This is a genomic window from Pseudomonas hunanensis (genome assembly GCF_013393325.1).
In the GTDB taxonomy this organism is placed as follows: domain Bacteria; phylum Pseudomonadota; class Gammaproteobacteria; order Pseudomonadales; family Pseudomonadaceae; genus Aquipseudomonas; species Aquipseudomonas putida_P.
This window is the reverse complement of sequence record NZ_QJRC01000060.1, coordinates 1-19,432: the sequence shown is the minus strand read 5'-3', so window position 1 is coordinate 19,432 and position 19,432 is coordinate 1. Positions and strand designations below refer to the sequence as shown.

Below are 19,432 nucleotides of genomic sequence, written 5' to 3'. Positions count from 1 at the left end.
TGCAAATGGGAAAGATTAAGTGAAGTCTTGTATCGGCCTGTGCTGGCCCCTTCACGGTTTTACCCGCGAAGGGGCCGGCACAGGAAACAGATACGACAAGGGCGCCTTACGGCGCCCTTGTGGCTCAACTTATTCCCACTCGATAGTGGCAGGCGGCTTGCTCGACACGTCGTAGGTAACGCGCGAGATACCGTCGATTTCGTTGATGATACGGCCGCTGACGGTTTCCAGCAGCTCGTACGGCAGGTGCGCCCAACGCGCGGTCATGAAGTCCACGGTCTCGACGGCACGCAGGGCCACGACCCAGGCGTAGCGACGGCCGTCGCCAACGACGCCAACCGACTTGACCGGCTGGAACACCACGAACGCCTGGCTGGTCTTGTGGTACCAATCGGCCTTGCGCAGTTCTTCGATGAAGATGTGGTCGGCGCGACGCAGGATGTCGGCGTATTCCTTCTTCACTTCACCGAGGATACGCACGCCCAGGCCCGGGCCTGGGAACGGGTGGCGGTAGACCATGTCGTACGGCAGGCCCAGCTCCAGGCCGATCTTGCGCACTTCGTCCTTGAACAGTTCACGCAGCGGCTCGACCAGCTTGAGGTTCATTTCCTCTGGCAGGCCACCCACGTTGTGGTGCGACTTGATCACATGGGCCTTGCCGCTCTTGGCACCCGCCGACTCGATCACGTCCGGGTAGATGGTGCCTTGGGCGAGGAACTGGATGTTTTCCAGCTTGCTGGCTTCGGCATCGAAGATGTCGATGAAGGTGCGGCCGATGATCTTGCGCTTCTTCTCTGGGTCGGCTTCGCCTTCCAGGTTGTCGAGGAACTGCTTTTCAGCATCGGCACGGATCACCTTGACGCCCATGTTCTCTTTGAACATGGCCATCACCTGGTCTCCTTCGTGCAGGCGCAGCAGGCCGTTGTCGACGAATACGCAGGTCAGCTGGTCGCCGATGGCACGGTGCAGCAGCGCGGCAACCACCGAGCTGTCAACACCGCCGGACAGGCCCAGCAGGACGTTGGCCGAACCTACTTGTGCACGCACCTGGGCGATGGCGTCTTCGACGATGTTGGACGCGGTCCACAGGGCTTCACAGCCGCAGATGTCCTGCACGAAGCGGGACAGGATGCGACCGCCCTGCTTGGTGTGGGTCACTTCCGGGTGGAATTGCACGCCGTAGTAGCCGCGGGCATCGTCGTACATGCCGGCGATCGGGCAGCTTGGGGTGCTGGCCAGGATGTTGAAGTTGCCCGGCATCTGGGTGACCTTGTCGCCGTGGCTCATCCACACGTCCAGGCCCAGCACGCCGTCGTCGTCAACGTGGTCTTCGATGCCGTCGAGCAGGCGGCTCTTGCCGACCACGTCCACGCGGGCATAACCGAACTCACGCAGGTCGGAACCTTCGACCTTGCCGCCCATTTGCTCGGCCATGGTCTGCATGCCGTAGCAGATGCCCAGCACGGGTACGTTCAGGTCGAACACGGCCTGCGGCGCACGCGGGCTGTTGGCTTCGTGAACCGACTCGGGGCCGCCGGCGAGGATGATGCCGCGCGGGTTGAATTCGCGGATCGCTTCATCGTCCATGTCGAACGGGTGCAGTTCGCAGTACACGCCGATTTCGCGCACACGGCGGGCGATCAGCTGGGTGTACTGGGAACCGAAATCGAGGATCAGGATGCGGTGAGCGTGAATGTCGAGGGCCATGACTCAATCTCGTCAGTGGAAATCGGAAACGACGCGGGGCTGTCGTGACAGCCCCGCTTTAGGTTGTAGCTGGAAGCCTCAGCCTACGCGGTAGTTAGGGGCTTCTTTGGTGATTTGCACGTCATGCACGTGCGACTCGGCCATGCCGGCACCGGTGATGCGCACGAATTCCGGCTTGGTGCGCATCTCTTCGATGGTTGCGCTGCCGGTGTAGCCCATGGACGAACGCAGGCCGCCCATCAGCTGGTGGATGATCGCGGCCAGGGCGCCTTTGTAAGGAACGCGGCCTTCGATCCCCTCAGGAACAAGCTTCTCGGCGCCGGCCGAGGAGTCCTGGAAGTAACGGTCGGACGACCCTTGCGCCTGTGCCATGGCACCCAGCGAGCCCATGCCGCGGTAGGCCTTGTAGGAACGGCCCTGGAACAGTTCGACTTCGCCTGGTGCCTCTTCGGTACCGGCGAACATCGAACCCATCATCACGCAGGAAGCACCGGCAACGATGGCCTTGGACAGGTCACCGGAGAAGCGGATGCCGCCGTCGGCGATCAATGGCACGCCAGTGCCTTCCAGTGCGGCTGCGACGTTGGCGATGGCGCTGATTTGCGGCACGCCGACACCGGCAACGATACGGGTGGTGCAGATGGAGCCCGGGCCGATACCGACCTTGACGGCATCAGCGCCCGCTTCGGCCAGGGCCTTGGCAGCAGCGCCAGTGGCGATGTTGCCGCCGATCACCTGCACTTGCGGGTAGGTTTCTTTCACCCAGCGCACGCGGTCGATCACGCCTTTGGAGTGGCCGTGGGCGGTGTCGACCACCACCACGTCAACGCCTGCGGCTACCAGGGCAGCAACACGCTCGCCGGTGTCCTTGCCGGTGCCGACGGCGGCGCCGACACGCAGGCGACCTTGGTCGTCCTTGCTGGCCAGCGGGTAGGCCTTGGCCTTTTCGATGTCCTTGACGGTCATCATGCCTTTGAGGTTGAACTTGTCGTCAACGATCAGGACTTTTTCCAGACGGTGCTTGTGCAGCAGCTCACGGACTTCGTTCTTGTCGGCGCCTTCGCGGACAGTGACCAGACGCTCTTTGGGCGTCATCACGTCGCGGACCTTGGCGTCCAGGCGGGTTTCGAAGCGTACGTCACGGGAGGTGACGATGCCGACCAGGTCGCCATTCGCCAGTACCGGAACGCCGGAGATGTTGTTCAGGCGGGTCAGGTCGAACAGGTCGCGCACGGTGGCGTCGGCCTCGATGGTGATCGGGTCCTTGACCACGCCAGCCTCGAACTTCTTGACCTTGCGTACTTCGCCGGCCTGCTGTTCGATGGTCATGTTCTTGTGGATGATGCCGATGCCGCCTTCCTGGGCCATGGCAATGGCCAGACGCGCTTCGGTCACGGTATCCATGGCGGCGGAAACCAGCGGAATGTTCAGCTCGATGCCACGGGTCAAACGGGTCTTGAGACTGACTTCATTAGGCAGTACCTCGGAATAGCCAGGTACAAGGAGGATATCGTCGAAGGTCAGGGCTTCTTGGCTGATACGCAGCATCGCGGGGGCTCCCGGGCGGGAAAAATGGAAGCGCGCCATTATACTCATGCACGGCGCGCCGCTCAATGCAAAATAAGGGCCTTCGGTCAGCCTTGTGGCAGTTTTACCTGTACCACGGCCACCGGCTGGTCGAGCCAGTCGGCGAAGCTGTCGAGAAAGGCCTGGGTGAACCCGGCCTCGCCCCAGTTGTTGAAGATGAACCCCAGGTTGGAAAAGGCACATGGCTGCAGGTAAATGAAGCCATTGATGTCATCTTCGAAGCCGCACAGCGGGCACGTGAAGTTATCGCTCACTCCCGGCATCCACTCTTCCAGGCTTTCGAACAGCGGCTCGCCCACCTCGCGCCGGCACTCCGGGCAACCGGCTTCTTCGAGGAAGCCCTCGGTGGGGGTATAGATGCAGCGCTTGAGCATCACTTCCAGGCCGTTGGCCTGCGCGCCGAAAGGCAGTTTTTCCGGGTGCAGGGCCACCTTGCGCGCCCCTGCCGCCAGGGCATGGCCCATGCGGTTGCCGGTGCGGCCACAGGTGGTCAGCTGTTCCTCGACCACCTTTTCGCGCACCAGCCAACGCAGGATGGCGCGGGCACGGGCTTCGTGCACCGGGACGGTAGACAGTTTGGGAACGATGATGCTCTGGGTGTTCATGAACGGGTCAAGCCTGAAAGACTGCGGTAATGGCGCAATTCTACCGCTCAGGCGCTCAGGTAGCGACCGATCAACGCCAGGCCGCTGGCTAGCACCAACCAGGTGACCAGGCGCACGAAAGCTTCACGGGACAGCCGGTTGGTCAACCTGCGCCCCACCCAGAGCCCGACGAACATCACTGGCAGCAAGCAGGCGGCGAGCAGCAGCAGGCTTTGGTCAGCATAAACGCCGGCAATCAGGAACAGCGTCAGGCGCACTACCGTGCTGCAACTGATGAGCGCGCTTTGGGTGGCACGCACCTGCTCTTTGACTTCCAGCCGCGCGCTCAGGTAAAGGGCGTAAAGAAACCCGCCGCTACCGAACAAGGCCCCGAACAACCCGCCTGCCGTCCCCATCGGCACCGCCCACAAGCCCGACAGACTGGCCGGCCGCACTTTGACTGCCAGCCCGTACAGCGCATAGGCGGTCACGAACACCCCCATCAACAGCAGCAAGAGGTCGGACTTCAACTGCAGCAGGAACACCACGCCCAACGTGCAACCCAGGGCCATGAACGGCAGCAGCCGCAGCAACTCGCCGCGCACTACATCCCGGCGCGACGGCAGCAGGTTGCCGAAGGCGGCGACGAAGTCCAGCAACACCAGCAGCGGGATGATGCGAGACAAAGGCATGAAGTGGATCAACACCGGGCCGGCCACCAGCGCGGTGCCAAAGCCGGCGATACCGAAGACGATGTAGGCAACGCCGACACCCAGCAGAATGGGTAGCCAATCAAGGCCGGAAAACGACAATTGAGCAAGCATGGCGGCAGTTCCTGGGAAGACAGGCAAAGGTTAGCCAGCGATGAGTCATGCCGACTAATATGCCTTTATCGCCACAGCCATCTCGAAAAGGCATGACATGACGTCGATCCGCCAGTTGCGTTACTTCGTGGAAATCGCCGAATGCGGCAGCTTCAGCGGTGCCGCCGAGCGGTTGTACATCGCCCAGTCGGCATTGAGCCGGCAGATCACGGCGTTGGAACAGCAACTGGGCACGCCGCTGTTCGAGCGCACCGCGCGCCTGCCACGCCTGACACTGGCCGGGCAGGCATTTCTGGAGCGGGCCCGCCGCTTGCTGGCCGACCTGGCACAGGCCGAGCGGGTTACCCGCGACATCGGCGACGGGCTGAAAGGCAGCCTGCGCCTGAACCATTCCAGCACCGTACCGGTGACAGGCCCGTTGCTGGGTCGCCTGGGCAACTACCTGAAGGACAACCCCGGGGTTTCACTGGAGATTGCACAGCAATCGTCGGAGGCACAGCTGGAAGATATTGCTGGCGGGCGGTTGGATATCGGCCTGCTGCGTTTGCCGGTGCTGCGCCAGCATGAAGGTGTGGTGCTGCATGAACTGTTCCGCGAGCCCTTGCTGCTGGCGGTCGCCGCTGGGCATCCCTTGGCCAACGCCCAGCAAGTTCAGTTGGAGCGACTGCGGGAAGAACGCTTCATTTCCATCCCGCACCGAGATCGCGGCGGCTTGAGCTATCTGTCGGCCTCGTTGTGCATGGACGCTGGCTTCTTCCCGCAGGCGGCGCAGGTGTTGTCACGCAAGACGACGCAGTTGCAGCTGATTCAAGCGGGGTTTGGGGTGGCGCTGTTGCCAGCGTGCATGCGCGAAATCGCGCCGGCGTCGGTCAGCTTCGTGGCGCTGGAGGGTGACTGCCAGAGCACCGTGGCGCTGGCCTGTCGACGCGATGCGGGGCAGATGGTGCGGCAGTTCGTAACGACGATGCAGGCTTGAAGCTGCGACCGCGACAGGTCCGACCACAGATGCGGTGACAGGGCCGGGACAGACAACCGGGGCTGATGTCCTTTATGATGCCTGCCATGATCAAAGACCCCTTCGAACGACTCGGCCTGGACCGCGAGGTCCTTACCGTCAGCCAACTCAATGGCCGCGCCCGCGTGCTGCTGGAAGACGTGTTCCGCAGCGTCTGGGTGGAAGGCGAAATCTCCAACCTCGCCCGCCCGGCGTCCGGCCACATGTACTTCACCCTCAAGGACAGTGGCGCCCAGGTGCGTTGTGCGTTGTTCCGACAGAACGCCACACGGGTGCGCCAAGCCCTGCGCGACGGCCTGGCGGTGCGGGTGCGCGGTAAGGTTTCGCTGTTCGAGGGGCGTGGCGACTACCAGCTGATTCTCGACACCGTCGAGCCGGCCGGCGATGGTGCCCTGCGGCTGGCCTTCGAGGCGCTGAAGGAAAAGCTCGGTGCCGAGGGGCTGTTCAGCACCGAACGCAAGAAGCCGCTGCCAGCCCACCCGCAACGCATCGGCATCATCACCTCGCCCACGGGCGCTGTGATCCGCGACATCATCAGCGTGTTCGGCCGCCGTGCCCCGCAGGTGGAACTGAACCTGATTCCTACGGCAGTACAAGGCCGCGAAGCCATCGCGCAGATCGTGCGCGCCATTCGCCTGGCCGACAGCCTTGGCTTCGATGCACTGATCCTGGCCCGTGGTGGCGGCTCGCTGGAGGACCTGTGGTGCTTCAACGAAGAAGCCGTGGCGCGTGCCGTGGCCGCCTGCGTCACCCCGATAGTCAGCGCCGTGGGCCATGAAACCGACGTATCGATCAGCGACTTCGTCGCCGACATGCGCGCGCCCACCCCGTCTGCCGCCGCCGAGCTGCTGGCCCCCGACAACAGCGGCCTGCAGCAACGCCTGGATGGCCTGCAGCGGCGCCTGCTGCTGCGCATGCAGAACCGCCTGACCCACGACCGCCTGCGCCTGGAGTCACTGACCCGGCGCCTGCGCCACCCAGGCGAGCGCTTGCGTCAGCAGGCCCAGCGCCTGGACGACCTGGACATGCGCCTGCGTCGCGCCTTCATGCTCAACCTCAACCAGCGCCGCGAACGCCTGGCGCGCCTGGACACCCGCCTGGCCGCGCAGCACCCGGGGCGTAACCTGAAGCTGTTGAAACAACGCCTGGACAGCCTGGCCGAGCGCCTGCCACGGGCCATGCGCGATGTGTTGAAAGACCGTCGCCAACGCTTCCAGGCCCAACTGCAAACCCTGCAGGTGGTCAGCCCGCTGGCCACCCTCGCCCGCGGCTACAGCATCCTGCTGGACGACCAGGGCCAGGCCATTCGCAGCGCCGAACAAACCCGCAATGGCCAGCGCCTCACCGCCCGCCTGAACGAAGGCGAGCTGCTGGTGCGGGTCGAAGACAACCACCAGACCCCGGTCACCCTCTCACTACTGGACTGACACATGCCCCGCCTGTTCGCGCCCCTGCTTGCCCTTTCCCTGCTGCTGCTGGCTGGCGGCGCCCAGGCCAGCTACATCACCCGCACCCTGAACAAACCGGTCCCGGGCGGCGTGGCAGTGGTCGACCTGGGCCCCGCCGCCAGCGCGCCCAGTGCCCGTTTCGACGGCAAGCCGGTGCTGGTGGTGAAGGAACAGGACAACTGGCTGGCCATCGTCGGCATCCCGCTGACCCAGAAGCCCGGCACCGCAATGCTGAACCAAGGCGGGCGCTCCCTGCCTTTCAGCGTCGGCAGTAAAAAGTACCCTGAGCAGCGCATTACCCTGAAGAACACCCGCCAGGTCAACCCGAACCCGGCCGACCTCAAGCGCATCGACCGCGAGCTGGCCGAGCAGATCAAGGCCTACCGCAGCTTCAGCCCGAGCCTGCCGAGTAACCTGATCCTCGACAAGCCGGTCAACGGCCCGCTGTCGAGCAAGTTCGGCGTGCGCCGTTTCTTCAACGGTGAAGAACGCAACCCGCATGCCGGGCTGGACTTCGCGGTGCCTGCGGGCACGCCGATCAAGACCCCGGCCAATGGCAAGGTGATCCTGGTGGGGGATTACTTCTTCAATGGCCGCACGGTATTCGTCGACCATGGGCAGGGCTTTATCAGCATGTTCTGCCACATGTCGAAGATCGACGTGCAGGTGGGGCAGCAACTGCGCCGGGGCGAGGTGGTCGGGCGCGTAGGTTCGACCGGGCGGGCAACCGGGCCGCACATGCACTGGAACGTCAGCCTGAATGATGCGCGGGTGGACCCGGCGATTTTCATTGGCGCGTTCCAACCCTGAGACCTGTGCCAGCCCTATCGCGGGTTTACCCGCGATAGGGCTGGCACGGTCTGCAGCAAAACCTCTGTGTTGCGCCTTCGAAAAATACTACGCAAGCATCCAGAAGCACCTAACAAAATCCAGCTATAAAATCTCGCCAAGCAGCTTTTTTTAAGCATTTCTCTCAATTTTCCCCGAACACTTGCCATCCCCCACCCCACTGGTTAAGTTTGAAGGCATGAAAACCTTCAGCACCCTCATCCTGCTCCGACAACATCGCAGCCTCTGCCTGGTCAGCGCCCGACTACCAGGCTGAATCGCGTCGCCTCGCCTCCTCATCTCGTTATTGCTCGGCAGGCCCGATCTCGGCCGCACACAAAAGGATTGCTTCCATGACCATGCTCAAAGACCCTTCGAAGAAGTACCGCGCTTTCCCGACCATCGACCTGCCTGACCGCACCTGGCCGTCGAAGACCATCACCGAAGCACCTATCTGGTGCAGCTCCGACCTGCGTGATGGCAACCAGTCGCTGATCGAGCCGATGGATTCGGAGAAGAAACTGCGCTTCTGGAAGACCTTGGTGCAGGTGGGCGTGAAGGAAATCGAAGCCTCGTTCCCGTCTGCCTCGCAGACCGATTTCGACTTCGTGCGCACCCTGATCCAGGACGGCCACATCCCGGACGACACCACCATCCAGGTGCTCACCCAAGCCCGTGAAGACCTGATCGCCCGCACCTTCGAGTCGCTGCGCGGTGCCAAGAAAGCCATCGTCCACCTGTACAACGCCACCAGCCCGTCGTTCCGCCGCATCGTCTTCAATCAGGACAAACAAGGCGTGAAGGACATCGCGGTGAACGCGGCCAAGCTGTTCGTCAAATACGCTGCCCAGCAGCCAGAAACCCACTGGACCTTCCAGTACTCGCCAGAAACCTTCAGCGCCACCGAAATGGAATTCGCCAAGGAAGTCTGCGACGCGGTCATCGAGGTGTGGAACCCAACACCTGAACACAAGATCATCCTCAACCTGCCGGCCACCGTGGAAGTGTCCACGCCAAACATCTACGCCGACCAGATCGAGTGGTTCTGCCGCAACGTCAGCCGCCGCGACAGCGTGATCATCAGCCTGCACTGCCACAACGACCGTGGCACCGGCATCGCAGCCACCGAGCTGGGCCTGATGGCCGGTGCCGACCGCGCCGAAGGCTGCCTGTTCGGCAACGGCGAGCGTACCGGTAACGTCGACCTGGTGACCTTGGCACTGAACCTCTACACCCAGGGCATCGACCCGCAGCTGGACTTCTCCGACATCGACGGCGTGCGCAAGGTGGTCGAAGAGTGCAACCAGCTGCCAGTGCACCCTCGCCACCCGTATGTTGGCGACCTGGTCCACACCGCGTTCTCCGGCTCGCACCAGGATGCCATCCGCAAGGGCTTCGCCAAGCAGCAGGAAGGCGAACGGTGGGAAGTGCCGTACCTGCCGATCGACCCGGCCGACATCGGCCGCAGCTACGAGGCGGTGATCCGCGTCAACAGCCAGTCGGGCAAAGGCGGCATCACCTACCTGCTCGAACAGGAATATGGCATCAGCCTGCCGCGCCGCATGCAAATCGAGTTCAGCCAAGTGGTGCAAGGTGAAACCGACCGCCTTGGCCTGGAAATGACCGCCCAGCAAATCTACAGCCTGCTGCACAAGGAATATCTCCAGGCCAACGCGCCATACGCATTGGTCAGCCATCGCCTGCAGGAAGAAAACGGCCACAGCGCCGTGGAAGTGGAAGTGGCCGGTGAAGGCGAAACCACCCTGCACTGGCGCGGCAAGGGCAATGGCGCCCTGGAAGCACTGGTGGCTGGCTTGCCGATTGCCGTGGAGATCATGGACTACAACGAGCACGCCATTGGTGCGGGCACCAATGCCAAGGCAGCGGCCTACATTGAACTGCGCGTGGCCGGTGGCCGCCCGGTACATGGCGTAGGCATCGATGAAAACATCACCACCGCCAGCTTCAAGGCACTGTTCAGCGCGCTGAACCGCTCGCTGAGCCAGCAGGAGGCCAAGGCGGCCTGAGCCCTACGGCAAGCATGAGAAAGCCCGCATCGTTTGATGCGGGCTTTTTTATTGCCTGTGCCCGCGATAGGGCCAGCACAGGCACTGCAAAAAAACCGGACAAAAAAAGGGGCGCCGACCAAGCGCCCCATAAGCCGTAAAGCACACAACAAATTCAGTTGGCGTCCAGCAGCGCCATCGCCTCCGCACTGCACGCCTCAATCCGCGCCCAGTCGCCGTTCTTGATCCAGCTGCTGTCGAGCATCCAGGTGCCACCCACGCACATCACATTGGGCAGTGCCATGTAGTTGCGCACATTGGCCGGGTTCACGCCGCCCGTGGGGCAGAAGCGAATATCACCGAACGGGCCGCCAAAGGCCTTGATTGCCGCCACACCGCCGCTGATTTCCGCCGGGAACAACTTGAAGCGACGGTAGCCCAGGGCGTAACCCATCATGATTTCGGATGGCGTGCTGATGCCTGGCAGCAGCGGAATTTCACTGTCCACGCCCGCTTGCAGAATGTCCTGGGTAATGCCCGGTGTAACGACGAACTGCGCGCCGGCAGCCTCGACGGCGGCGAACATACTGCGATCAAGCACGGTGCCGGCGCCTACGCACAACTCCGGGCGCTGTTCACGCAGCACCTGGATGGCCTTCAGGCCATGCTGCGAGCGCAGGGTCACTTCCAGGGTACGGATGCCGCCAGCGGCCAGGGCATCAGCCAGCGGCAGGATGTCTTCCTCACGGGCGATGGTGATGACCGGCAGGATGCGCGCCTTTTCGCAAATGGCGTCGATCCGCGCGGCTTTATCAGCCATCGAGAGCTTGGGCTGTGGGCGTTCGAGGGTGGTCATGACTGTGGATCCTTGGCTCATGGGCACCAGTAGATGTCCAGGGGGTCGTGAAGAAAAGCGCGAATCGGCATTTCAGTAAGGTCGTTGCCAGCCAGCGCGGCGCGCAGGGTAGCGAGTTTGCCCTGGCCTTGCACGGACAGCGCGATAAAGCCAGCACTGGCCAGCAGCGAGCGGGTCATCGACAGGCGCTGGTGCGGCACGCTCGGCGCCAGCAAGGGCAGGCAGCGGCGCGGGCTGGCCAAGTCCAGGCCTGCCTCCAGGTTGGGGCTGGCCGGAAACAGCGAGGCGGTATGGCCATCGTCACCCATGCCCAGCACCAGCACGTCGATTGGCGGTAGCGCGACCAAGCCCTGGTCGGCCTTGAGCGCAGCGGCATCGAGGTTTTCCGCCTGCTGGTACAGGCCAACGAAGCGGGCCTTGGCCGCCGCGCCCTTCAACAGGTGGCGGGCCAACAGGCCAGCATTGCTGTCAGCATGCTCCACCGGCACCCAGCGCTCGTCGGCCAGGCTGACGGTGACCTTGGCCCAGTCCAGGTTTTCGCTGGCCAGCTTCTCCAGGAACGGCACCGGGCTGCGGCCACCGGACAGCACCACGCAGGCTTGGCCCTTGGCGGCAATGGCCGCGCGCAGCCGTTCGGCCACGTCGTGCGCCAGGGTTGCAGCCAGTGCCTTGGCGTCCGCCAGGCTATGTGCCTTCACGGCCGCTGGCAGTTTCAGTTCAGATATCCCCATACCACGCCCTCCCATCGCGTGTGATCAGTGCAATCGAGCTCATCGGCCCCCAGGAGCCCGCAGCGTAAGGCTTGGGCGCATCGCCCGCGTTACGCCAGCCGGCGATCAACTGGTCGCACCACTTCCAGGCATACTCGATTTCGTCCTTGCGCACGAACAGGTTCTGGTTGCCGCGCATCACTTCGAGCAAAAGCCGCTCGTAGGCATCCGGAATTCTTGCGCTGCGCCAGGTGTCGGAAAAATTCAATTGCAAAGGGCCACTGCGCAGTTGCATGCCCTTGTCCAGGCCTTGCTCCTTGGTCATCACCCGTAAAGAAATGCCTTCGTCCGGTTGCAGGCGGATGATCAGCTTGTTACCGATCTGCAAACGCTGCTCCGGGGCGAAGATGTAGTGCGGCGTTTCCTTGAAGTGGATGACGATCTGCGACAGCTTCTGCGGCATGCGCTTGCCGGTTCGCAGGTAGAACGGCACACCCGACCAGCGCCAGTTACGGATGTCGGCGCGCAGGGCAACGAACGTTTCGGTGTCGCTCTGGGCGTTGGCGTTGTCTTCTTCCAGGTAACCAGGCACCGGTTTGCCTTCGCTGTAGCCGGCAATGTACTGGCCGCGCACCACACGGGTGCTCAGGCCGTCGCCGGTGATCGGTGCCAGGGCCTTGAGCACTTTCACCTTTTCGTCGCGAATGGCATCGGCGGACAGCTCGCTGGGCGGGTCCATGGCGATCAGGCACAGCAGCTGCAGCAGGTGGTTCTGAATCATGTCGCGCAGCTGGCCGGCCTTGTCGAAATAACCCCAACGGCCTTCGATACCGACCTTTTCCGCGACGGTTATCTCCACGTGGGAGATGGAATTCTGGTTCCACTGGGTTTCGAACAGGCTGTTGGCGAAGCGCAGGGCAATGAGGTTTTGCACGGTCTCTTTGCCCAGGTAGTGGTCGATGCGGTAGACCCGGTTTTCAGGGAAGAAGCGCGCCACGGCATCGTTGACCCGGCGCGACGACTCAAGGTCGTGGCCGATGGGCTTTTCCAGTACCACGCGCGTGCGCGGGGCCAGCCCGACCTTGTCGAGGTTTTCGCAAATGGCCCCGTACACCACTGCCGCGGTGGCGAAGTAAGCGATCAACGGCTGCTCGCCGGGCAGTTGCTCGGCCAGGGCCTGGTAGCCCTCGGGCTGAAGGAAGTCCAGGTGCTGATAGCTCAGCCGGGCAAGGAAGCGCCCCAGCGAAGCAGGCTCGATATCGGCTTCGGGCACATGCCGGCGCAAGTGCGCCTCGATGGTGTCCAGATGCACCTGCGCACTGCCGGCCTCGCGGGCCAAGGCCAGCAGGCGGGTGTCCGGATGCAGCAAGTTGGCCCGGTCGAGCTGGTAGAGCGCAGGAAACAGCTTGCGCAATGCCAGGTCGCCGAGGGCGCCAAACAGGGCAAAGGTGCAAGGTTCGACACTGATCGCAGCCATGATGTTGGTTCTTTCCTAAAGTTGGTCTAGAAATACCGCTTTCACATACGGTTTTCAAGGGATAATGTAGTAAAAACCACAACATTACACACAAGTGTTACAGACAAGTGGTACGCCAACCGCACCGACAGTACGATAGACGACCGTGCAAAAAGCCTGCTGCTTGCGCAGCCGGCTGTCTTCCCGACCCAAGGACACACCCATGGACCGCGTGCGAAACCTCCTGGAACAGATCCAGGGACGCCTCGACGAGCTGAACAAGGCCGAACGCAAAGTCGCCGAAGTCATCTTGCTCAACCCGCAACAAGCCACTCGTTTCAGCATCGCTGCTCTGGCCCAGGCGGCCAAGGTCAGCGAACCGACCGTCAACCGCTTCTGCCGCTCGTTTGGCGTCAGCGGCTACCCGGAACTCAAGCTGCAACTGGCGCAGAGCCTGGCCAGCGGCGCCGCCTATGTCAGCCGCGCGGTAGAAGCCGACGATGACCCGGCAGCCTACACCCAGAAGATCTTCGCCAGTGCCATCGCCTCGCTCGACGGCGCTTGCCAGCAACTGGACCCGCAGCAGGTCAGCCGTGCGGTGGACATGATGATCCAGGCCCGACAGATCCACTTCTTCGGCCTAGGCGCCTCGGCCCCGGTGGCCCTGGATGCGCAGCACAAGTTCTTCCGCTTCAACCTGGCGGTGTCAGCCCATGCCGACGTGCTGATGCAGCGCATGCTGGCCTCGGTGGCGCACACCGGCGACCTGTTCGTGATCATTTCCTACACCGGGCGCACCCGCGAACTGGTCGAAGTGGCGCGCCTGGCACGCGAAAACGGCGCCTCGGTGCTGGGCCTGACCGCCGCAGGCTCGCCACTGGCCAATGCCTGCAGCCTGAGCCTGCACATCCCACTGCCGGAAGACACCGACATCTACATGCCGATGACCTCGCGGATCATCCAGCTGACCGTGCTCGATGTGCTGGCCACCGGCATGACCCTGCGCCGCGGCGTGGACTTCCAGCCGCACCTGCGCAAGATCAAGGAAAGCCTCAACGCCAGCCGCTACCCGATCGAGGACGACGAACTCAACTGAGCCGGTGCGCCTGCAAGCGCAAGTGCGCACGCTGGCCCGGCGCCAGGCTCAGGCCCTCGCCGCTGCCGCTGGCGGCCTCGACACAAACGAAACGCTGGCTCTCGCGCCCACTCACGCCCATCAGCGGGCGGTTGCCGGGGTGCCAGACCACGGTGTCGTCGCTGTCACCCGTGTCGATGCACAGCTCGCGCTGCCACGCCGGGTCCTGCAGCTGCACCCGAGGCGTGCTCGGGTAGACTTTCTGGCAGCCGCCCTTGAGCTTCAGCGCACCCTCCTCACGGCAGGCCTGGCGGTTGAGGCGGTCGTAGCCTTCGATATCCTCTAGCCCAGACAGCGCTATCTCGGACACGTCACTGATGCGCCAATAGGCCAGCAGCGCATGGCTCAACTGACACGGTTCGCTGTCTTGATGCTCGGTGCTCAGGCTCAGTTCCATGCGGCTGCCCAGGCGAGCATGCAGGTCGACCTGCCAGTCGCACAGGTCCAGCCGCCATTTCAGGCTCACGCCTTCCTCGTCCTCGCGGCTGTCCACCAGCTTCCAATCCAGCAGGCGTGCCCAACCGTGGGCCGGCCACAGGTCTTCGCTGGGGTGGCGGCCATACCACGGCCAGCACACCGGCACCCCACCCCGAATCGCCCCTACCTGCGGCCACTGCTCGGCGCACCACAGCCACGGCCGCTCACCGGCCGGTTGAAAGTGCAGCAACTGCGCACCCTGGCGGCTGAATACCGCCTGGCAACGGGGATGATCGATGATCAGCACATCGCGCTGCTGGTAACGCTCCCACTCGAATGTCGGCCTTGGCCGCTGCGAGGAAAAGAAGCGATGGAGCGGATGTTCGGGCATGGTTCAGAGCTCTTGTTGTTTGAGATAGCGCTGTCTCGGCCTATTCCCGACAACCACTGCAGGCCAGTGGGTGCCGGGAACCGAAAATGGATTGGCGTAAATTTACAACAAATGCCCTCAGAATGACGACTGAATCTTCAAACCTGCGACCAGCGCGTTGTCCACCTGGTCTACCCCGCCGGGGCTTTTGATGTACTGCAGGTTGGGCCGCACGGTGAGCCAGTTGGTGACGTGGAAGCCGTAATAGAGCTCGGCGTTGTACTCGGTGCGCTGCAGCGGCACGAAGCCTGGGTTGTCGTAATCGTTGATGCCACTCTGGGCGTTCAGCAGTTCAGCGCGCTTTTTCACGTCGTCATTTACATGAATACGCGCCACGCCAAAGCCGATGTCATCCTTGGGCCGGGCGTCGAAGGCGCCTTTGTAGACCAGCCCCACCTGCTGGTAGTTGTCGACCACGTTGGTGGCCTTGTCGTGCACGGTGAAGTTGGCGAACAGGCTCAGGCCACGGTTGACGTCGCCACCGTGAGCGGTGACTTGCTGCTGCGCCACCACCCACCAGCCGTGCTTGCTGGAATGCGACTTGAAGGCCTCGCCGCTGAGCGCCTGCGGGTTGCCGTTGACGTCGTCAAACACATCGTCGGCCTTGGCCGTGCTGTAGTAGTAGCCCAGGCGGTACTCACCAGGCAGGCCGTTGACCTTGGGTGACCACACCGCTTCCACCGGCAAGATCGCCCCCTTGGTACCACTGCCGCTGAGCTTGAAGCCGTTGCCGGTTTCCAGGTTGGAAGGGTTCTGCTCGAAAGCGCCGACCTGCACGAAGAATTCCGGGGTGATGTTGTATTTCACCCGCAGCGCCCACTGGCTGACCGGCCAGTTGTACCAGATGCCGCCGACCCAGTTGCCCACCTGCGAGCCACAGAAGGCCAGGTTCTGGAAATCGCAAGGGAAGCTGTTGAAGTCCTCGCCCTCGCCGAAGCGGCCGAATTTGACGTCCAGTGCGCCGTCGAAGTACTTCTGCTTGACCCACATCTGCGTCAAGCGCCAGGTCTGACCACGACCCCACACCTCCTGCACCGAGCTGAACTGCCCAGCGCGTGGGTCGCTGATGCGGTCATTGGACAGGTTGCGGCCGCTGCGCTCGGTGATCGCCAGCTTGAACTCGGCATCGTGCCAGCCAAGTATTTTCTGCAAGTCCAGGTGCGCGCCGAGGGCGAACTGGTCGCTGTAGCGGGCGGTCTTGTCGTCGTTGTAGCCGCCGTGCAGGTTGCCGGCTACCTCGCCGACATAGTCGAGGGTGAAGTCGTAGCCCTTTTCCAGCAGCTCGGTACGGGTGCCGCCCCAGTCGCCAGTCATCCATTTCGACTCACTGGAAAAAGCCTCGGCAGCCTGCACGCCGCCGCTGCCGACAACGGCGAGCAAGGCCAGCGAGCCCAATGTGCTGATGCGTTTGCGCTGTTCCATCCCTTTGCGTCCTCTTTTTTCTTATTGATGGTGTAGACGATTCAACGGCCTTTGAAGTGAGCCACGTTGTCCTTTGCGGTTGCCCCAGTGCTGGCCAGGTGCACGCGTTCGCCGCTTTCGGCGTCGAACAGCAGCACCCGAGCCGGGTCGAATTGCAGGTTCAGGGTGTCACCCACCCGGCACGCCACATCCGGCGCCAGGCGGCAGCACACCTTGGTCTGGTTGAGGGTGACGAACACCAACAGGTCCGGCCCGGTGGGCTCGGTAACCTGCACCTCGGCGCGAATGCCCGGCAGGCCATTGCCCTCTGCGGTGCCCAGGGCGATCTGCTCAGGGCGGATACCCAGAATGATCTCGCGACCGTCCAGCTCGTCGGCAGCCAACCCCAACGGCAGCTCGCAACGTGCCTGGCCACTGTCGAGCAGCGCCAGCACGCGGCCATCCTGCTTGGCCAGGCGCACCGGTATGAAGTTCATTGGCGGCGAACCAATGAAGCTGGCGACGAACTGGTTGGCCGGGTCGTTGTAGATCTGCTGCGGGGTACCGAACTGCTGGATGATGCCGTCCTTCATCACCGCCACCTTGTCGCCCAGGGTCATGGCCTCGATCTGGTCATGGGTGACGTAGACGGTCGTGGTCTTCAGGCGCTGGTGCATCAGCTTCATTTCGGTGCGCATCTCGACCCGCAGCTTGGCGTCGAGGTTGGACAAAGGTTCATCGAACAGGTAGATCTTCGGCCGCCGCGCCAGCGCCCGCCCCATGGCCACACGCTGCTGCTGGCCACCGGACAACTGCGCCGGCTTGCGCGCCAGCAGGTGCTCGATCTGCAGCAGCTTGGCCACCCGCGCCACTTCCTCGTCGATGGCGGCCTGGGGCAGCTTGCGGATTTTCAGACCAAACTCGATGTTCTCGCGCACGCTCATGGTCGGGTACAGCGCATAGGACTGGAACACCATGGCGATGTCGCGGTCCTTGGGGCTCATGCCACTGACGTCCTGCTCGTCGATGAGGATCGCGCCACCGGTGATCTGCTCAAGGCCGGCGATGCAGTTCATCAAGGTGGACTTGCCGCAGCCCGAAGGGCCGACCAGGATCAGGAATTCGCCGTCCCTGATCGACAGCTGGATGTCCTTGAGGGTGTCCGGCAGGCCGCTGCCGTAAGTCTTGTTCACATTGCGAAGTTCGAGCGTTGCCATGGCTTACCCCTTGACCGCGCCGGCTGTCAGCCCGCGCACGAAATATTTGCCTGCCACCACGTAGACCAGCAGGGTTGGCAGGCCGGCGATCATCGCTGCCGCCATGTCTACGTTGTATTCCTTGGCCCCGGTGCTGGTGTTGACCAGGTTGTTCAGGGCCACGGTGATCGGTTGCGAGTCGCCACTGGAGAACACCACGCCGAACAGGAAGTCGTTCCAGATCTGGGTGAACTGCCAGATCAAGCAAACCATGATGATCGGCGTCGACATGGGCAGGATGATGCGGCGGAAGATGGTGAAGAACCCAGCACCGTCCAAGCGCGCGGCCTTGACCAGCGCATCGGGAATGCTCACGTAGAAGTTGCGAAAGAACAGCGTGGTGAAGGCCAGGCCGTAGACCACGTGCACCAACACCAGGCCGCTGGTGGTGCTGGCCAGGCCGAGCTTGCCGAGGGTGAACGAGGCTGGCAGCAGCACGGTCTGGAACGGCAGGAAGCAGCCGAACAGCAGCAGGCCGAAAAACAGCTGCGAGCCACGAAAACGCCACATCGACAGCACATAGCCGTTCAGCGCACCGATGATGGTGGAGATCAGCACCGCTGGCACGGTGATCATGATCGAATTCCAGAAGTAACCGCTGACCGTGCCCCAGGCCTTGACCCAGCCAATGCCGGTAATCACCGCGGGCCAACTCAGCAGGTTGCCGGTACTGATGTCTTCGGGGGTCTTGAAGCTGGTCAGCAGCATCACCACCAGCGGCACCAGGTACAGCACCACAGCGATCAGCAACACCGCGTGTATGGCAATGCGGCTCAGGCTGAGCGCTGGTTTGTCGACAGGGCTATGCATGGCGTTTGCTCCGCAGCTCCGAATACAGGTAAGGCACGAGGATCGCCAGGATCGCCCCGAGCATCAGGATGGCGCTGGCCGACCCCATGCCCATCTGGCCGCGGCTGAAGGTGAACGAGTACATGAACATCGCCGGCAGGTCGGACGAGTAACCCGGGCCACCGGCCGTCATTGCCGCCACCAAGTCGAAACTCTTGATGGCAATGTGCGAAAGGATCATCAGTGCACTGAAAAACACCGGGCGCAGGCTAGGCAGCACCACGGTCCAGTAGATGCGCGGCAGGCTGGCGCCATCCATTTGCGCTGCGCGGATGATCGACGGGTCGACCCCGCGCAGGCCGGCAAGGAACATCGCCATGATGAAGCCCGAGGCCTGCCACACGGCCGCGATCACCAGGCAGTACACCACCCGGTCAGGGTCGATCAGCCAGTCCAGGCGAAAGCCCTCCCAGCCCCAGTCGCGCAGTAGCTTGTCCAGGCCCATGCCGGGGTTGAGCAACCACTTCCAGGCGGTGCCAGTCACGATCATGGACAGTGCCATGGGGTACAGGTAAAGGGTGCGGATAAAACCCTCGCGGCGTATGCGCTGGTCCAGCAGCACCGCCAGCAGCACGCCGATAACCAAGCTGATGGCAATGAACAGGCCGCCAAACACCAGCAGGTTCTTGCTTGCCACCCACCAGCGGTCGTTGTCGAACAGCCGGGCGTATTGGGCAAGGCCTGCCCATTTGTAGGTGGGCAGGAAGGTCGAGGTGGTGAAGGACAGCACGAACGTCCAGAGGATGTAGCCGTAGAAGCCCACCAGGACGATGAACATGCTGGGCGCCAGCACCAGCTTGGGCAGCCAGCGCTGAAGCGCGTCCAGGGGCGAGGCCCGCAGTTGGGCGGTAGTTGTTGTCATGGTTCACCTCAAAGGCGCCGCACTCCCTGTAGGAGCGGCCTTGCGTCGCGATAGGGCTGCG

Annotated in this window: 17 protein-coding genes; 5 read left to right on the top strand and 12 right to left on the bottom strand. The window is 63.0% G+C overall.

The window, feature by feature from the left end:
- Positions 1 to 129 precede the first annotated feature (129 nt).
- From guaA to DM807_RS01200, 4 genes are all read right to left on the bottom strand, one after another.
- Complete coding sequence (gene guaA, locus DM807_RS01215; protein WP_012270724.1) at positions 130 to 1,707, bottom strand: glutamine-hydrolyzing GMP synthase; 1,578 nt, start codon at positions 1,705 to 1,707, stop codon at positions 130 to 132.
- A gap of 78 nt (positions 1,708 to 1,785) precedes the next feature.
- The gene (gene guaB / locus DM807_RS01210) at positions 1,786 to 3,255 is read right to left on the bottom strand and encodes an IMP dehydrogenase (protein ID WP_012270723.1); all 1,470 of its coding nucleotides are present in this window, start codon (positions 3,253 to 3,255) and stop codon (positions 1,786 to 1,788) included.
- Positions 3,256 to 3,341: 86 nt separating this feature from the next.
- Positions 3,342 to 3,899, bottom strand: a complete 558-nt coding sequence (locus DM807_RS01205) for a hypothetical protein (RefSeq protein WP_012270722.1) — start codon at positions 3,897 to 3,899, stop codon at positions 3,342 to 3,344.
- Positions 3,900 to 3,946: 47 nt separating this feature from the next.
- Positions 3,947 to 4,702: a sulfite exporter TauE/SafE family protein gene (locus tag DM807_RS01200; RefSeq protein ID WP_012270721.1), complete on the bottom strand. Its 756-nt coding sequence runs from the start codon at positions 4,700 to 4,702 to the stop codon at positions 3,947 to 3,949.
- Between the two features lie 97 nt (positions 4,703 to 4,799).
- Between DM807_RS01200 and DM807_RS01195 the strand changes: the two genes are divergently transcribed.
- The 4 genes from DM807_RS01195 to leuA all read left to right on the top strand — a co-directional run bounded on the left by DM807_RS01195 (position 4,800) and on the right by leuA (position 10,020).
- Positions 4,800 to 5,678 carry a LysR family transcriptional regulator gene (locus DM807_RS01195; RefSeq protein ID WP_012270720.1) on the top strand — a complete coding sequence of 293 codons (879 nt, stop codon included), beginning with the start codon at positions 4,800 to 4,802 and terminating at the stop codon, positions 5,676 to 5,678.
- A gap of 86 nt (positions 5,679 to 5,764) precedes the next feature.
- Positions 5,765 to 7,144: an exodeoxyribonuclease VII large subunit gene (gene xseA / locus DM807_RS01190; protein WP_041166388.1), complete on the top strand. Its 1,380-nt coding sequence runs from the start codon at positions 5,765 to 5,767 to the stop codon at positions 7,142 to 7,144.
- 3 nt (positions 7,145 to 7,147) lie between these two features.
- A complete protein-coding gene (locus tag DM807_RS01185; RefSeq protein WP_012270718.1) occupies positions 7,148 to 7,975 on the top strand; it encodes a M23 family metallopeptidase in 828 nt (275 codons plus the stop codon).
- Positions 7,976 to 8,346: 371 nt separating this feature from the next.
- Complete coding sequence (gene leuA, locus DM807_RS01180; protein WP_012270717.1) at positions 8,347 to 10,020, top strand: 2-isopropylmalate synthase; 1,674 nt, start codon at positions 8,347 to 8,349, stop codon at positions 10,018 to 10,020.
- Positions 10,021 to 10,174: 154 nt separating this feature from the next.
- Here the strand turns inward: leuA and DM807_RS01175 are convergent, their stop codons facing one another.
- The 3 genes from DM807_RS01175 to zwf are packed head-to-tail and all read right to left on the bottom strand — an operon-like array spanning position 10,175 to position 13,042.
- Complete coding sequence (locus tag DM807_RS01175) at positions 10,175 to 10,855, bottom strand: bifunctional 4-hydroxy-2-oxoglutarate aldolase/2-dehydro-3-deoxy-phosphogluconate aldolase (RefSeq protein WP_012270716.1); 681 nt, start codon at positions 10,853 to 10,855, stop codon at positions 10,175 to 10,177.
- 17 nt (positions 10,856 to 10,872) lie between these two features.
- Positions 10,873 to 11,586 carry a 6-phosphogluconolactonase gene (gene pgl, locus DM807_RS01170; RefSeq protein ID WP_179026969.1) on the bottom strand — a complete coding sequence of 238 codons (714 nt, stop codon included), beginning with the start codon at positions 11,584 to 11,586 and terminating at the stop codon, positions 10,873 to 10,875.
- Positions 11,573 to 13,042, bottom strand: coding sequence for a glucose-6-phosphate dehydrogenase (gene zwf / locus DM807_RS01165; RefSeq protein WP_012270714.1), 1,470 nt, complete (start codon positions 13,040 to 13,042; stop codon positions 11,573 to 11,575). The genes pgl and zwf overlap by 14 nt, the downstream gene beginning before the upstream one ends.
- 211 nt (positions 13,043 to 13,253) lie before the next feature.
- Here zwf and hexR point away from each other — a divergent pair, with 211 nt between their 5' ends.
- Entirely contained in the window at positions 13,254 to 14,117 is an 864-nt protein-coding gene (gene hexR / locus DM807_RS01160; protein ID WP_169725179.1) for a DNA-binding transcriptional regulator HexR, read from the top strand.
- On the opposite strand, the gene DM807_RS01155 is transcribed toward hexR, so the two are convergent.
- The 5 genes from DM807_RS01155 to DM807_RS01135 all read right to left on the bottom strand — a co-directional run bounded on the left by DM807_RS01155 (position 14,110) and on the right by DM807_RS01135 (position 19,371).
- Positions 14,110 to 14,964, bottom strand: a complete 855-nt coding sequence (locus DM807_RS01155) for a D-hexose-6-phosphate mutarotase (protein ID WP_060494480.1) — start codon at positions 14,962 to 14,964, stop codon at positions 14,110 to 14,112. The genes hexR and DM807_RS01155 overlap by 8 nt on opposite strands.
- A gap of 117 nt (positions 14,965 to 15,081) precedes the next feature.
- Positions 15,082 to 16,425, bottom strand: coding sequence for a carbohydrate porin (locus DM807_RS01150; RefSeq protein WP_012270711.1), 1,344 nt, complete (start codon positions 16,423 to 16,425; stop codon positions 15,082 to 15,084).
- Positions 16,426 to 16,466: 41 nt separating this feature from the next.
- Positions 16,467 to 17,621, bottom strand: coding sequence for an ABC transporter ATP-binding protein (locus tag DM807_RS01145; protein WP_060515672.1), 1,155 nt, complete (start codon positions 17,619 to 17,621; stop codon positions 16,467 to 16,469).
- A gap of 3 nt (positions 17,622 to 17,624) precedes the next feature.
- Positions 17,625 to 18,470: a carbohydrate ABC transporter permease gene (locus DM807_RS01140; RefSeq protein WP_012270709.1), complete on the bottom strand. Its 846-nt coding sequence runs from the start codon at positions 18,468 to 18,470 to the stop codon at positions 17,625 to 17,627.
- Positions 18,463 to 19,371: a carbohydrate ABC transporter permease gene (locus DM807_RS01135; protein WP_012270708.1), complete on the bottom strand. Its 909-nt coding sequence runs from the start codon at positions 19,369 to 19,371 to the stop codon at positions 18,463 to 18,465. Before DM807_RS01135 ends, DM807_RS01140 begins: the two co-directional genes overlap by 8 nt.
- Positions 19,372 to 19,432: the final 61 nt, after the last annotated feature.